We start from the raw sequence: 13,811 nt of genomic DNA on the forward strand, positions 1-13,811 counted from the left end.
TCAATGGTGCGGACCAAGTTCCGCCGTGCCCGCGGCCCCATACCGCCAGTGACGAAAGGCGCCCGATCGGGCATACTCAACGCGCCACAGCCGCTGGTCAGCCGCTTCCGCGATCCGGAGAGGCAGCATCGGCTGGGCACCACTGCCGTCCGGGGGCACCCCCGGACTCCAGCCGGCGGCGCCGCCACACCCTGCGCGCGACCGCCGTAGCGCCCGACAGGGAGGAGAGCGCCGCCATGCCCGACCGCGCCCCGCAACCGGTGGAACGCCAGCTGCCCACCGAGGAGTCCCAGGACCTCGTCGCCCTCGTACGCGACATCATCCAGCGGGAGATCGCCCCCAGGGCGGCCGAGGAGGAGGACGCCGGGCACTTCCCCCGCGAACTCTTCACCCTCCTCTCCGCATCCGGACTGCTCGGCCTCCCCTACGACTCCGCCCACGGCGGCGGGGACCAGCCGTACGAGGTCTACCTCCAGGTACTCGAAGAACTCGCCGCCGCCCGGCTCACCGTCGGCCTCGGCGTCAGCGTCCACTCCCTCGCCTGCCACGCCCTCGCCGGCTACGGAACGAAGGCCCAGCAGAACGAGCACCTCCCCGCCATGCTCGGCGGCGGCCTCCTCGGCGCCTACTGCCTCTCCGAGCCCGCCTCGGGCTCGGACGCGGCCTCGCTCCGGACCAAGGCCGTACGGGACGGCGACGACTGGGTCATCACCGGCACCAAGGCGTGGATCACCCACGGCGGCATCGCCGACTTCTACACCGTCCTCGCCCGTACCGGCCAGGAGGGCGCCCGGGGCATCACGGCCTTCCTCGTCCCCGGCGACGCGGCCGGACTGAACGCGGCACCCCCCGAGAAGAAGATGGGCATGAAGGGCTCGCCCACCGCCCAACTCCACTTCGACGGCGTACGGGTGGCCGACGACCGCCGCATCGGCGACGAGGGCCAGGGCTTCGCCATCGCGCTCTCGGCCCTCGACTCGGGCCGCCTCGGCATCGCCGCCTGCGCCATCGGACTCGCCCAGGCGGCCCTGGACGAAGCCGTCGGATACGCCACAGGACGACGGCAGTTCGGCAGACCCATCGCGGACTTCCAGGGACTGCGCTTCCTGCTCGCCGACATGGCCACCAGAATCGAGGCCGGCCGCGCGCTCTACCTGGCCGCCGCCCGGCTGCGCGACGCGGGCCGTCCGTTCTCCCAACAGGCCGCCATGGCCAAGCTGTTCTGCACGGACGCCGCGATGCAGGTCACCATCGACGCCGTACAGGTGCTCGGCGGCTACGGCTACACGGCGGACTTCCCGGCGGAGCGCTATATGCGCGAGGCGAAGGTGCTCCAGATCGTCGAGGGCACCAACCAGATCCAGCGCATGGTGATCGCCCGCCACCTGGCGGGCCCGGAAACCCGCTGAACGCCCGGCGCGGCTGACCCACGGTCAGCCGCGCAGGGATTGCCCAGTGCCCCTCCCGGCAAGCTTCGCCCCGTCACGCCGCCCATCACGCACGCTCGCGGCGTTGGCCGAAAGCCCTGGTAGCTCCTCCCCCATAGCCTCAAGGGCATGGGAGGGGCCCCCTCCAAGGGCTCCCGGCCGCCTTGCGATCGCCGCTCGGCATCCGAAGGAGGAATCAAGGCGCCGAGACGAAGAGAGCGCAGCGAACGTAGTGCGCTGGACGACGCTCCTTCGGGGCAAACATTGCCGGTGGCGGCACTAGGCAGCGTGCCGCTGAAGGGAGGGCACCTTGAACGGCCGTGACCCGGGACCGCCGACATGCGAGAACGGCTGCGTCCGCCAGTCGAGCCCCTGCGGCAGCGTCAGCAGCAGCGCGGTGTCCTGCTCCTGAGCCTCGGACGACGCGTCGGCGGCCGGAGCCTCCGACGCCGGACGGCCCGTACCGGCACACACCGAGAGCACGAACGGATTCCACGGGGAGGGGCACAGCGCGTGCTCCGGCAGGACGTCCTCGTCCGCCAGCAACGCGATTGGCTGCGCACAGTCCGGGCAGACGACCCGGTACATCTCGAAGGTGTCGTAGAAGTCGAGCTCGTCGGCGTCGACGAGTTCAACGGGCTCCGGTTCCGTACGTCCGGCGCGCTTCAGGCTCTGCATGGAGACATTCCCCCTCGGGTGGGCCGACCAGGCTCTTGTGGTCTCGACCACAGCAAGCAATTCCCGTCGCGCGAGCCAGGTAACCGTAAGGTCTCGACCGACCCGCCCAGAGGCCTGTGGTCTTCGTCACACGAGCCCTCGCGCGCGACTTCGGCCCACTCCCGACTGTGCTGGAAGCGGCCCGGGGCAATAGGTTGATCCGCATGGAGGAGCTGGATCGTCAGATCGTGGAATTGCTTGTCAAGGACGGCCGGATGAGCTACACCGACCTGGGCAAGGCCACCGGCCTGTCCACCTCGGCGGTGCATCAGCGCGTACGCCGACTGGAGCAGCGTGGCGTCATCCGCGGCTACGCCGCGGTGGTCGACCCGGAGGAGGTCGGCCTCCCCCTCACCGCGTTCATCTCGGCCAAACCGTTCGACCCCAGCGCCCCCGACGACATCGCGGACCGGCTCGCCGACATCCCCGAGATCGAGGCGTGCCACAGCGTGGCGGGCGACGAGAACTACATCCTCAAGGTCCGGGTGGCGACCCCCCTGGCCCTGGAACACCTGCTCACCCGCATCCGCAGCCTGGCCGGAGTCTCCACCCGCACCACGGTGGTGCTCTCCACCCCCTACGAGTCCCGCCCCCCAACGCTCTGATTCACTGACCGGAACGCCCACGAAGCCGCACCAGCCGTACGAGACCGCACCCGTACCCCCGCCGGACGGCGACCCGCGCGACACTGTCCACATGAACAACCGCACCACCACCCTCCTCCGCCGCGGCGAAGTCCACACCCCCGCCGACCCCTTCGCCACCGCCATGGTCGTAGAACGCGGCCACATCGCCTGGGTAGGCTCCGAGGGCGCCGCCGACTCCTTCGCCTCCGGCGTCGACGAGGTCATCGACCTCGAAGGCGCGCTCGTCACCCCCGCGTTCACCGACGCCCACGTCCACACCACCGCCACCGGCCTCGCCCTCACCGGTCTCGATCTGTCCGGCGCCCGGACCCTGCCGGAGGCGCTGAAGCTCGTACGGGACCACCGCACCGCCCACCCCGGCGACCGGATCCTGCTCGGCCACGGCTGGGACTCCGCCCGCTGGCCCGAGCAGCGCCCCCCTTCCCGTGCCGAGCTCGACGACGCGGCCGGCGGCCGGCCGCTCTATCTGACCCGGATCGACGTGCACTCCGCGGTCGTGACGACCGCCCTGCTCGAACTGGTCCCCGGCGTCACCTCACTGACCGGCTACCACCCGGACGCGCCGCTGACGGCCGCCGCCCACCACGCCGTGCGCGCGGCCGCCCACGAGTCCATCAGCGCGCGCCAGCGCACCGAGGCGCAGCGCGCGGCCCGCGCCCGGGCCGCCTCGCTCGGCATCGGCGCGCTCCATGAGTGCGGCGGGCCGGACATCTCCGACGAGGAGGACTTCACCGCGCTGCTGCGACTGGCCGAGGACGAGCCCGGACCACGGATCCACGGCTACTGGGCCGAACGGATCACCGACGAGAAGGGCGTCCGCCGCGTCCAGGAGCTGGGCGCCGTAGGGGCCGCGGGTGATCTCTTCGTCGACGGCTCCCTCGGCTCCCACACCGCCGCCCTGCACGAGCCCTACGCCGACGCCGCCCACACCGGTACCGCCCGGCTCGACGCCGCCGCCGTCGCGGCCCATGTCGCCCTCTGTACCGAGGCCGGGCTCCAGGCCGGTTTCCACGCCATCGGCGACGCCGCGATCAGCACTGTCGTCGAGGGTGTACGCGCCGCCGCCGAGCGCCTGGGACTGGCCCGTATCAGGGGAGCCAGGCACCGTATCGAGCACGCCGAGATGCTCACCCCGGCGACCATCGCGGCCTTCGCCGAGCTGGGCCTCACCGCCTCCGTACAGCCCGTCTTCGACGCGCTCTGGGGCGGCGCTGACGGTATGTATGCCCAGCGGCTCGGCGCCGACCGCGCCCGTACCCTCAATCCGTACGCCGCGCTGCTGCGCGCCGGCGTGCCGCTGGCCTTCGGCTCCGACAGCCCCGTCACCCCGCTGGATCCCTGGGGCACCGTCAGGGCCGCCGCCTTCCACCGCACCCCCGACCACCGGATCTCGGTACGGGCCGCCTTCACCGCCCACACCCGGGGCGGCCGGCGGGCCATGGGCCGTGACGACGCCGGTACGCTCGTGCCCGGCGCCCCCGCCGACTACGCCGTGTGGCGTACGGAGGAACTGGTGGTCCAGGCCCCCGACGACCGGGTGGCCCGCTGGTCCACCGATCCGCGCTCGGGGACACCGGGCCTGCCGGATCTGACGCCCGGCCGCCCGCTGCCCGAATGTCTGCGGACCGTCGTCGGCGGACAAACGGTCTTCCTGCGACCGAACGAGTGACGTACGGACATTTCGCGCCGCCGCCCGCTGCCCGCCGGCCTCTGCCGCGACCTGCGGATCTTCCTCACTGACCTGCTGATTTGGGTCAACACCGCAGGTCAAACCACTATTGACAGTAAGCAGCCACCGGCGGGTAGGTTCGGCCGGGTCCACCACAGGACGTCCGTCCGGCAGCCTCCACGCAGTCGTCGAACGCCACTGGGTCATGGGGCGGTGTGCCGCACCGGCGCACCACCACTGGGAGCCAGGTCCAGCAGTCGCGTCTCGGGGGCGAGGGAAGGTTTCAGCCGGTCGGCAGGTGTGACCCCGGATGGGGCCCGGCGTTCAGTAGACAACGGCTTTCGGTCGACCCGCAGCCAGCGGGTCCCAGGTCGGCCCGAAGGACGCCGGGTCCCGATCCGCAGTACGCGTTTCTCTCCGTTTCCCTCCGTTCCCCTCCGGTTTCCCTCCGCCGGTATGTGTTCCGTAACAAGATCTCCGGTTCCGTCCTCCATCTCCGGACATCACCGCCCATCCCCACCGACACAGGGTCACCATGGTGGTCGTCGGCCATGGCGTGCTCGCTAAGCTGGGGCACCTGCGTACGGCGATTAAGGGGCAGCAGTGAACGACGGTGGCCAGAGGCGGTACGGCCCGCTCGGTACAGCCTTGGTGATCATCCCGACCTTCAACGAGGCCGAGAACATCAGGACCATCGTCACCCGCGTGCGCGCCGCGGTGCCGGAGGCCGACATCCTCATCGCCGACGACAACAGCCCCGACGGCACCGGCAAGATCGCCGATGAACTGGCCGCCGAGGACAGTCATGTCAAGGTCCTGCACCGTAGGGGCAAGGAAGGGCTCGGCGCCGCCTATCTGGCGGGCTTCCGCTGGGGGATCGAGCACGACTACGGCGTCCTCGTCGAGATGGACGCCGACGGCTCCCACCAGCCCGAGGAACTGCCCCGGCTGCTGACCGCGCTCAAGGGCGCCGATCTGGTGCTCGGTTCGCGCTGGGTGCCGGGCGGACGGGTCGTCAACTGGCCCAGGACCCGGGAGTTGATCTCCCGTGGCGGCAGTACGTACTCCCGTGTTCTGCTCGGCGTCCCGATCCGCGATGTCACCGGCGGCTACCGGGCGTTCCGCAGGGAGACCCTGGAGCGGCTCGGCCTCGACGCCGTCTCCTCCCAGGGCTACTGCTTCCAGGTCGATCTGGCCCGGCGCGCCATCGAGGCGGGCTGTCATGTGGTCGAGGTGCCCATCACCTTCGTGGAACGCGAACTCGGCGACTCGAAGATGAGCAAGGACATCCTCGTCGAGGCGCTGTGGCGGGTCACGGCCTGGGGCGTCGAGGCCCGGACGAACCGACTGCTCGGCCGGAAGCCCGCCGGACCGACCGGGACCGGACCGACCGGGACCGGGCCCACCGGAGCCGGGCCGACCGGAACCGGATCCGCCGGATCCGCTTGATCATTCCGCTCGCCCCCATACGCCATCCGGGCGCGTCCCCAGGCACACTGGACGTATGACGACCGCGCACTCGCCCCGGACCGTTCCCAAGCGCTCTCGCGCCCGCACCTTCATTCCGCTGGGCATCGCCGCCTGGCTCGTGCTGGAGATCTGGCTGCTGACCGTGGTGGCCGATGTCGCGGGCGGGCTGACCGTCCTGCTGCTGCTCGTGGGCGCGGTCGTGCTCGGCGCGGTGGTCATCAAGAGCGCCGGCCGCCGCGCCTTCCGCAATCTCACCGAGACCGTGCAACGGCAGCAGCAGCGACAGCCGGGCGAGGCGCCCGAGACCGAGACCGGCACCGGCAGCACCGGCAATGGCTTCCTGATGCTCGGCGGCCTGCTGATCATGCTGCCGGGGCTGATCACCGACGTACTGGGGCTGCTCCTGCTCATCCCGCCGGTACGGATGGCCCTCGGCCGGTACGCGGAGCGGTCGTTGGAGCGCCGGATGCGCGAGGCGGCCGTGCCCGGCAGTCTCGGCGACGCCTTCCAGCAGGCCCGGATGCACCGGCCTGACGGCAAGGTGGTCCAGGGCGAGGTCATCAAGCACGACGACGAGCCGGGGACCCGCCGCCACCCCGGGGACGAGGGCCCGCGCCCGCCGCTCACCCCGTAAGCCCGCCCTATCCGGTACCGGCGCCTTGACCGGTACCGGTAGGGGACACCAAAGCCGCGGGCCGCGTCACACATGGAATGTGACGCGGCCCGCGGCTTTGGTGCTGTTCGCTTGTCGTGTGCGGTGGTTACGCGGTCAGGCGGACTTCCGGCTGTCCCGCGGATGCACGGCGATGTTCATGGCGCCGGAGCGCAGGACGGCCAGCCTCTCGGCCAGCACCTCCTCCAGCTCCTCGCGGGTGCGCCGCTCCATGAGCATGTCCCAGTGCGTGCGCGCAGGCTTGCCCTTCTTCTCTTCGGGGCCATCCCCGTCCACCAGGAGTGCCTGGGCGCCACACGCCTTGCACTCCCACTCCGGCGGAATTTCCGCCTCTACCGAGAACGGCATCTCAAATCGATGGCCGTTCTGGCATGCGTACTCCACCGCCTGGCGCGGGGCCAGATCGATGCCGCGGTCCGTCTCGTAGCTGGTAACCACAAGTCGCGTGCCGCGGAGAGCTCGCTCACTCATGAATCGTGCCTCCCGGGCTTGTCGCCCACAGGACAGGTGTCGCTGTCGTCGTCATCCGGTCAACGTCCGGTCGGCGGTAAAGATTCCCGTTCCGGGTCATGCGTCGCCCGTCTGTGCCGCTGGTCATTCCAGGATTGCGTACCCGCCGACGCCCGGTTTGTCACATCTAACGGGAGATGTCACCCAGCGTTTTCGTTTCTCGACTACGCAGTAACGGTCCGCCTGGCAGGCCAAACGCGTACACTACCGCCCTTTGACTTCAACGTCTAAATCCGTTCCGGTACGGGGTTGCCCGCGGCGGCGATCGCGCGCCGTACCGGCACCCTCGCCAGCAGGACGAAACCGAGCGCGAAGAAGACCACCAGCGAGATGATCGCATCCCGGTAGCTCCCGGTCAGCTGGAACGCGAGCCCGAACACCAGCGGGCCCAGCCAGCTCAGGCCGCGGTCGCTCATCTCGTACGCGGAGAAGTACTCCGCCTCCTTGCCGCTGGGCACCAGATGCGAGAAGAGCGAGCGGGAGAGCGCCTGGCTGCCGCCCAGAACCAGCCCGATCGCCGCGGCCAGCGCGTAGAACGCGACCGGCGCGCCGGACGGCAGGAAGTACCCCGCTCCGAGGATGAGCGTCCAGACGGCGAGCGAGCCGAGAATCGTCCGCTTGGCCCCGTAGGACCTGGCCATTCGGCCCATCCCCAGTGCGCCGGCCACCGCGAGTATCTGCACCAGCAGCACGGCGGTGATCAGGGTCGTCTGGTCCAGGCCCAGTTCCTCGGAGCCATAGACCGACGCCTGCGAGATCACCGTCTGGATGCCGTCGTTGTAGAGGAGATAGGCGAGCAGGAAGGACAGCGTCAGCGGGTGGCGGCGCATGTCCCGCAGTGTCGCGATCAGCTGCCGCCAGCCGGTGCCGACGGTGCCCGCGCCGTCCCGCACCACCCGGCGGTCGCGCAGCCGGCGCAGCGGGACGAGCGTGAAGGCGCCCCACCAGACACCGGCCGAGGCCAGACAGATCCGTACGGCCATCGACTCCGAGACACCGAACGAGTCATGGCCGGTGTAGAGCACGAGATTGAGGACGAGCACGAGCGCGCCCGAGGTGTAGCCGAACGCCCAGCCGCGCGAGGAGACGGCGTCGCGCTCCTCGGGCCCGGCGATCTGCGGCAGATACGCGTTGTAGAGCACCATCGAGACCGCCAGTGAGGCGTTCGCCACAATCAGCAGCAGCGCGCCCAGCAGATAGCGGTCACCGTCCAGGAAGAACATGCCCGCCGTGGCGCCGGCCCCCAGATACGCGGCGAGCGCGAGCAGCGGCTTCTTGCGTCCCGAGCGGTCGGCGGCGGCGCCGACCAGCGGCATCACCACCACCGCCACCACGATGGAGACGGAGACCGTGTACGCGAACACCGAGCCCGCGCGGATGGGTATGCCCAGCGGACGGACAAAGCCGTCCGCGTCGGCCGCCGCCTTCGCCACCGACGTCAGATAGGGGCCGAGGAAGACGGTGAGCACGCTCGTCGAGTAGACGGAGCACGCGAAGTCGTAGAAGTACCAGCCGCGCTGCTCGCGTCTGCGCTCCGACGCCCCGTCGGCCGAACCGTCGGTACGGTCCACGGTGTCAGCGGTCACCGGTGCTTCCTCGCTCTCCCCGTAGCCTTGCCGGCTGTTCCGGATTTCCCCGGCGGACGCCGCCGCGCCCGGTCAATGCCAGGCTCCCCGCGCGGTCAACACCGCGCGCAGCGTTTCCAGTTGATCAGTCATGATGCCATCCACGCCGAGATCGAGGAGCGCCTGCATCCGATCCGGATCGTTGACCGTCCAGACATGCACCTGGAGGCCGCGCGCGTGCGCCGTCCGTACGAAGCGCTCGTCGACCACCCGGACGCCGTTCTGGGTCTCGGGGACCTGCGCGCAGACGGCGCCCCGCCGGACGGGGGCCGGGATGCCGTACGAACGCAGCCGCAGGCCCAGCACGCCCCGTACCCCGTACGAGGTGGCGAGCCTGGGGCCCGCGAGACGGGCCGCGCCGGCCACCCGGGCCTCGGAGAAGGAGCCCACGCACACCCGGTCCCAGCTGCCGGTCCTGCGAATCAGCTCGACCAGCGGCAGCTGGGCGGGCGCGGCCTTGATGTCGACATTCCAGCGCGCGTCGGGGAACTCTTCGAGCAGCTCCTCGAAGAGTGGCAGAGGCTCGGTCCCCGCCACCCTCGCCCGGCGCACGTCCTTCCAGGGCAGCTCGGCGATCCGGCCGCGGGCGTCGGTCACCCGGTCCAGGGTCGCGTCGTGGAAGGCGACGAGCCGGCCGTCCGCCGTGGCGTGCACATCGGTCTCGAAGTAGCGGTATCCGAGCCTGGCGGCGCGGCGGAACGCGGCGGCGGTGTTCTCCAGGCCGTCCGCCGCGCCGCCGCGATGGGCGAACGGGATCGGGGTCGGCCGGTCCAGATAGGGGTGGGGTACGCGAGTCACCGCCGCAGTATGGCCTGCTCCGGTGACCCGGTGGCGACCACCGTGCTGCCGTTGTCCGCCGCCGGGATGGCGAAGACGCGCAGGAACAGCTGGGCGAGCGGTCCTATGGCCAGGGCGTAGGCGACGGTCCCGATGCCCACCGATCCGCCGAGGACGAAGCCGGTGACGACGACCGCCACCTCGATCCCTGTACGGACGAGCCGGACCGAGCGGCCGGTCAGCCGGTGCAGCCCGGTCATCAGACCGTCCCGCGGCCCCGGGCCGAACCGGGCCGCGATGTAGAGCCCGGTGGCCACGCCGTTGAGGACGATGCCCGCGATCAGCAACGGGATACGGACGCCCAGCCCGTGGCCTTCGGGGACGAGGGCGAGCGCGGCGTCCATGGCGATGCCGACCACGAAGACATTGGAGACCGTGCCGAGCCCGGGGCGCTGTCTGATCGGTATCCAGAGCAGTAGCACCACCGCGCCGACGATGATCGAGACGACCCCCATCGTCAGTCCGGTCAGCTCCGCCAGCCCCTGGTGCAGCACTCCCCATGGCTCCAGACCGAGGCCGCCACGGACCAGCAGCGCCGCGCTGGCCCCGTACAGCGCGAGTCCCGCGTACAGCTGGAGCAGCCGCCGCGTGAGATGTGGACCCCGGAGACCGGAGGTGATGGACATGGTGGTGCCCCCTGATGCGATGGTGGACTGATACGTGCCACTCTGTGGCGGGGTGGCAGATGCCAACCATGGCCAATTCGGGGAAGGTGGACTGATTTCCATGGCTCAGTGGACTTCTGCCGTTGGCGCGGCTCAGCTCGCCCGGCAGCTCAAGACCCAGCAGCGCGTGCCCGCCGGACCCGGCACCCGCAGACCGCCCGCCTACCGGGCCCTCGCCGACGGCGTCCGGCTGCTCGTCCTCGAAGGCCGCGTCCCCGTCGCGGCCCGGCTGCCCGCCGAGCGCGAGCTGGCGCTCGCCCTGACCGTGAGCCGTACGACGGTGGCCGCCGCGTACGAGGCGCTGCGCGCGGAAGGGTTCCTGGAGTCCCGTCGGGGAGCCGGCAGCTGGACGGCCGTTCCGGCGGGCAATCCGCTGCCCGCGCGCGGTCTGGAGCCGCTGCCGCCCGAGTCGCTGGGCTCGATGATCGACCTCGGCACCGCCGCGCTGCCGGCCCCCGAGCCCTGGCTCACCCGGGGTGTCCAGGGCGCGCTGGAGGAGCTGGCGCCGTACGCGCACACCCATGGCGACTACCCGGCCGGGCTGCCCGCCCTGCGGCAGATGCTCGCCGACCGGTACACCGAGCGCGGCATCCCGACGATGCCGGAGCAGATCATGGTCACCACCGGCGCGATGGGGGCGATCGACGCGATCTGTCATCTCTTCGCGGGCCGGGGCGAGCGGATCGCGGTGGAGTCGCCGTCGTACGCGAATATCCTCCAGCTGATGCGGGAGGCGGGCGCGCGGCTGGTACCCGTCGCCATGGCGGAGGGGCTGACCGGCTGGGATCTGGGGCGCTGGCGCCAGGTGCTCAGGGAGGCGGCCCCCCGGCTCGCTTACGTGGTCGCCGACTTCCACAACCCGACGGGCGCGCTGGCCGACGAGGACCAGCGGCGGCAGCTGGTCGACGCGGCACGGTCGGCGGGCACGGTCCTGGTCGTCGACGAGACCATGTCCGAACTGCGGCTGGACGCGGATCTCCCCATGCCGAGGCGGGTCTGCGCGTTCGACCCGGCGGGCAGCACGGTCATCACGGTCGGTTCGGCCAGCAAGGCGTTCTGGGCGGGGATGCGGATCGGCTGGGTACGCGCCGCGCCGGATGTGATCCGGTCGCTGGTCTCCGCGCGCGCGTACGCCGACATGGGCACGCCGGTGCTGGAGCAGCTCGCCGTCAACTGGCTGATGCGGACCGGCGGCTGGGAGGAGGCCGTCGCCCTGCGCAGGGTCCAGGCGCGCGAGAACCGCGACGCGCTGGTGGCGGCGGTACGTGAACAGCTGCCCGGCTGGGAGTTCGAGGTGCCGGGCGGCGGGCTGACCCTGTGGGTACGGACCGGCGGACTGTCCGGATCCCGCCTGGCCGAGGTGGGCGAACGGGTCGGCGTACGGGTGCCGTCCGGGCCCCGCTTCGGGGTCGACGGAGCGTTCGAGGGGTACGTACGGCTGCCGTTCACCGTGGGCGGCCCGGTCGCCGTCGAGGCGGCGGCCCGGCTGGCGGCGGCGGCGCGGCTCGTGGAAACCGGGGCGAGCACCGGCACGGACGCACCGCGCACCTTCGTCGCGTGACGGCCCGGGGCCGCGTCAGCCCTCGGCGGGTACGACGGCGCCGACCGGCCCCGGAGCGGGGGCCGGCGCGCGGCCCGGCTCGCGCTCCTGGTCGGGGACCGACTGCGCGGCGGTCCGCTCCACGGCGGTCCGGTTCTCGTCCGGCGCCGCCACCGCCGGGTGCCGTTCCGGAAGAAGGCCGAGGACGGCGCGCCGGTGCGCCTCGCTCGCCCCGTCGTCGTACGGGTCGGGCGTCGCCGGGACCTGGAGCCTGAGTACCGGTCCGGTGCCGAGCCGCGCGTACCCCCGGCCGGGCGGGACGTCCGCCGGGGGTGTGGTGCGCGGCGGCGCGCCCAGCACCGCTTCCACCTGCGCGGGCGCGGCGGCTCCGAGGATGACCCGCGCGCGGGTGTAGGTCAGTACGGCCTCGCTGAGCGTGTCCAGACTGTCGAGCTGGTCGGCCACCACCACGGTCACATGCGCGGATCTGCCGTGCCGCAGCGGCACCTGGAGCAGCTCCAGCGGATCGGGCCGTCCCTCGGCGGCGGCCAGATGACCGAAGACGCTCGGCCGGTCCAGCAGGATCCACAGCGGGCGCTTGATGTCCTCGGGCGCGGGATGGCCCGACTGCCCGGCCCGGTTCGCGGCGATCAGCCGGCGCTCCGTCTCGCTGGCGGCCCACTCCAGACCGGCCAGCGCCCCGGCCAGTCCGCATTCCACGGCCAGCACGCCCGTACGCCCGGCCAGACAGCCGAATTCGCCCGTCCCGCCGCCCTCCACGATCAGGACCTCACCGTGCTGCGCGGCCTGGAGTGCGAGCGAGCGCAGCAGGCTGGTGGCGCCGCTGCCCGGCAGACCCGTGACCAGCAGATGCGGCTCGGTGGAGCGCGGCCCCGTCCGCCAGAGCACCGGCGGCTCGTCCCGGCTCTCGCCGTCCGCCACCACCGGGACGGTGCGCCGTACCGCGCCGTCGTCCGTGAAGCCGAGCAGGGTCTCGCCGGGGGCGGTGATGAAGGTCTGGGCCGCGATGGCGGTGGACAGCGCGGGAAGCACGGTGACCGTGAGCTGGTTGGCCTCCTCCTCCCACTCGAAGAGGTACTCGCGTCCGCGCCCGCACTTGGCCTGGAGCAGCTGCTCGATCCGGGCGCGCACGTCGGGATCGCTGTCGGGAAAGTACGGGGGATACCTCAGCTGGAGCCGGGTGAGCCGTCCGCCGGTGTCGAAGGCGTGGTCGTCGAACGCCGCACCCCACGCGCCGCCGTGGGCATAGAGCGGATTCGGGTCTTCCGGTACGGCGAAGTACGGCACCAGCGCCTCGTAGAGGGACTGGAGCCGCTTCACCTCCGTGTCGTCGGGTCCGGCCGGTACGGGAGCGGTGTCGCGCCCCTTCCAGCCGGCCACGCCCATCAGCGTGATGAGGCCGAGCAGCGGCCCGTACGGGATGAGCGCGACCACCAGAACGCAGGCCGCCACCACGAACAGCGCGGGACCGCGCCGCTCCTTCGGGGTGCCGGCCCACTTCTGGCGTGCGGCGGCGGCCAGCATCCGCAGACCCCGGGAGACCGTGATCAGCGGATGGAGGACATCGGTGGCGCTGTCGGCGGCCGTGCGGGCCAGTTCGCGACTGCGGGCGATCTGGGCGCTGCCGCTGGTCAGAATGCGGGGGAGTGGTCGCCGGGCCACGTCTGTCTCCTGATGGTGCGGAAGGGGGTGGGCGGGCGTCAGAACTTGATCCCGCCGATGAGCCCGGCGAGGCTCGCGCCGCCGGCCGTGATGCTCGGCGCGATGGCCGTGCCCGCGAGATAGAAGCCGAAGAGGGCGCAGACCATGGCGTGCGACGCCTTGAGTCCGTCCTTCCGGAAGAAGAGGAAGACGATGATTCCGAGCAGCACCACGCCTGACATGGACAGAATCATGAGAATTCTCCTGGTTTGAGGGGACAGTCACCATGAGTTCTTCCAGGATCACCGAAAGTATCTATGCGATAAAAGGTGCAAATGAGTGAAATGACAGGTATTTCACTGTGCTGGC

General features: G+C 71.4%; 13 protein-coding genes. 6 read left to right on the top strand and 7 right to left on the bottom strand.

Features of this window, described 5'->3' with window-relative positions; all coding sequences use genetic code 11:
* The first annotated feature begins 236 nt into the window (after positions 1–236).
* A complete protein-coding gene (locus IF11_RS0133400; RefSeq protein WP_030355549.1) occupies positions 237–1,409 on the top strand; it encodes an acyl-CoA dehydrogenase family protein in 1,173 nt (390 codons plus the stop codon).
* 297 nt (positions 1,410–1,706) lie between these two features.
* Here IF11_RS0133400 and IF11_RS0133405 read toward each other — a convergent pair whose 3' ends face one another.
* Complete coding sequence (locus IF11_RS0133405; RefSeq protein ID WP_030355550.1) at positions 1,707–2,105, bottom strand: hypothetical protein; 399 nt, start codon at positions 2,103–2,105, stop codon at positions 1,707–1,709.
* 203 nt (positions 2,106–2,308) lie between these two features.
* Here IF11_RS0133405 and IF11_RS0133410 point away from each other — a divergent pair, with 203 nt between their 5' ends.
* The 4 genes from IF11_RS0133410 to fxsA all read left to right on the top strand — a co-directional run bounded on the left by IF11_RS0133410 (position 2,309) and on the right by fxsA (position 6,564).
* Complete coding sequence (locus tag IF11_RS0133410) at positions 2,309–2,749, top strand: Lrp/AsnC family transcriptional regulator (RefSeq protein WP_030355551.1); 441 nt, start codon at positions 2,309–2,311, stop codon at positions 2,747–2,749.
* A 91-nt stretch (positions 2,750–2,840) separates the two neighbouring features.
* Positions 2,841–4,460, top strand: a complete 1,620-nt coding sequence (locus IF11_RS0133415) for an amidohydrolase (RefSeq protein WP_030355552.1) — start codon at positions 2,841–2,843, stop codon at positions 4,458–4,460.
* Between the two features lie 603 nt (positions 4,461–5,063).
* Positions 5,064–5,909, top strand: coding sequence for a polyprenol monophosphomannose synthase (locus IF11_RS0133420; protein ID WP_078491039.1), 846 nt, complete (start codon positions 5,064–5,066; stop codon positions 5,907–5,909).
* 55 nt (positions 5,910–5,964) lie between these two features.
* Entirely contained in the window at positions 5,965–6,564 is a 600-nt protein-coding gene (gene fxsA, locus IF11_RS0133425; RefSeq protein ID WP_030355554.1) for an FxsA family membrane protein, read from the top strand.
* Positions 6,565–6,699: 135 nt separating this feature from the next.
* Here the strand turns inward: fxsA and IF11_RS0133430 are convergent, their stop codons facing one another.
* From IF11_RS0133430 to yczE, 4 genes are all read right to left on the bottom strand, one after another.
* A complete protein-coding gene (locus tag IF11_RS0133430) occupies positions 6,700–7,074 on the bottom strand; it encodes an RNA polymerase-binding protein RbpA (protein WP_003959706.1) in 375 nt (124 codons plus the stop codon).
* A 266-nt stretch (positions 7,075–7,340) separates the two neighbouring features.
* On the bottom strand, positions 7,341–8,699 hold the full coding sequence (locus IF11_RS0133435) for an MFS transporter (RefSeq protein ID WP_030355555.1): 1,359 nt from the start codon (positions 8,697–8,699) through the stop codon (positions 7,341–7,343).
* A gap of 72 nt (positions 8,700–8,771) precedes the next feature.
* Positions 8,772–9,536 carry a glycerophosphodiester phosphodiesterase family protein gene (locus IF11_RS0133440; RefSeq protein ID WP_030355556.1) on the bottom strand — a complete coding sequence of 255 codons (765 nt, stop codon included), beginning with the start codon at positions 9,534–9,536 and terminating at the stop codon, positions 8,772–8,774.
* Positions 9,533–10,201, bottom strand: coding sequence for a membrane protein YczE (gene yczE / locus IF11_RS0133445; RefSeq protein ID WP_030355557.1), 669 nt, complete (start codon positions 10,199–10,201; stop codon positions 9,533–9,535). Before yczE ends, IF11_RS0133440 begins: the two co-directional genes overlap by 4 nt.
* A 100-nt stretch (positions 10,202–10,301) precedes the next feature.
* Here yczE and IF11_RS0133450 point away from each other — a divergent pair, with 100 nt between their 5' ends.
* Positions 10,302–11,801 (top strand): SCO1417 family PLP biosynthesis transcription factor, encoded by a 1,500-nt coding sequence (locus tag IF11_RS0133450; RefSeq protein ID WP_030355558.1) that lies wholly within the window; start codon positions 10,302–10,304, stop codon positions 11,799–11,801.
* A gap of 15 nt (positions 11,802–11,816) precedes the next feature.
* On the opposite strand, the gene IF11_RS0133455 is transcribed toward IF11_RS0133450, so the two are convergent.
* Both IF11_RS0133455 and IF11_RS0133460 read right to left on the bottom strand, forming a co-directional pair.
* Positions 11,817–13,463, bottom strand: coding sequence for a hypothetical protein (locus IF11_RS0133455; protein ID WP_078491040.1), 1,647 nt, complete (start codon positions 13,461–13,463; stop codon positions 11,817–11,819).
* A gap of 38 nt (positions 13,464–13,501) precedes the next feature.
* Complete coding sequence (locus IF11_RS0133460; RefSeq protein ID WP_030355560.1) at positions 13,502–13,696, bottom strand: hypothetical protein; 195 nt, start codon at positions 13,694–13,696, stop codon at positions 13,502–13,504.
* Between the last annotated feature and the right edge of the window lie 115 nt (positions 13,697–13,811).

Source organism: Streptomyces scopuliridis RB72 (assembly GCF_000718095.1).
In the GTDB taxonomy this organism is placed as follows: Bacteria; Actinomycetota; Actinomycetes; order Streptomycetales; family Streptomycetaceae; genus Streptomyces; species Streptomyces scopuliridis.

Bases quoted from the DNA above. Each gene is read 5' to 3' on its own strand.
- IF11_RS0133400 (WP_030355549.1), top strand. From the start codon at position 237: ATGCCCGACCGCGCCCCGCAACCGGTGGAACGCCAGCTGCCCACCGAG.
- IF11_RS0133405 (WP_030355550.1), bottom strand. From the start codon at position 2,105: ATGCAGAGCCTGAAGCGCGCCGGACGTACGGAACCGGAGCCCGTTGAA.
- IF11_RS0133410 (WP_030355551.1), top strand. From the start codon at position 2,309: ATGGAGGAGCTGGATCGTCAGATCGTGGAATTGCTTGTCAAGGACGGC.
- IF11_RS0133415 (WP_030355552.1), top strand. From the start codon at position 2,841: ATGAACAACCGCACCACCACCCTCCTCCGCCGCGGCGAAGTCCACACC.
- fxsA (WP_030355554.1), top strand. From the start codon at position 5,965: ATGACGACCGCGCACTCGCCCCGGACCGTTCCCAAGCGCTCTCGCGCC.
- IF11_RS0133430 (WP_003959706.1), bottom strand. From the start codon at position 7,074: ATGAGTGAGCGAGCTCTCCGCGGCACGCGACTTGTGGTTACCAGCTAC.
- yczE (WP_030355557.1), bottom strand. From the start codon at position 10,201: ATGTCCATCACCTCCGGTCTCCGGGGTCCACATCTCACGCGGCGGCTG.
- IF11_RS0133450 (WP_030355558.1), top strand. From the start codon at position 10,302: ATGGCTCAGTGGACTTCTGCCGTTGGCGCGGCTCAGCTCGCCCGGCAG.
- IF11_RS0133460 (WP_030355560.1), bottom strand. From the start codon at position 13,696: ATGATTCTGTCCATGTCAGGCGTGGTGCTGCTCGGAATCATCGTCTTC.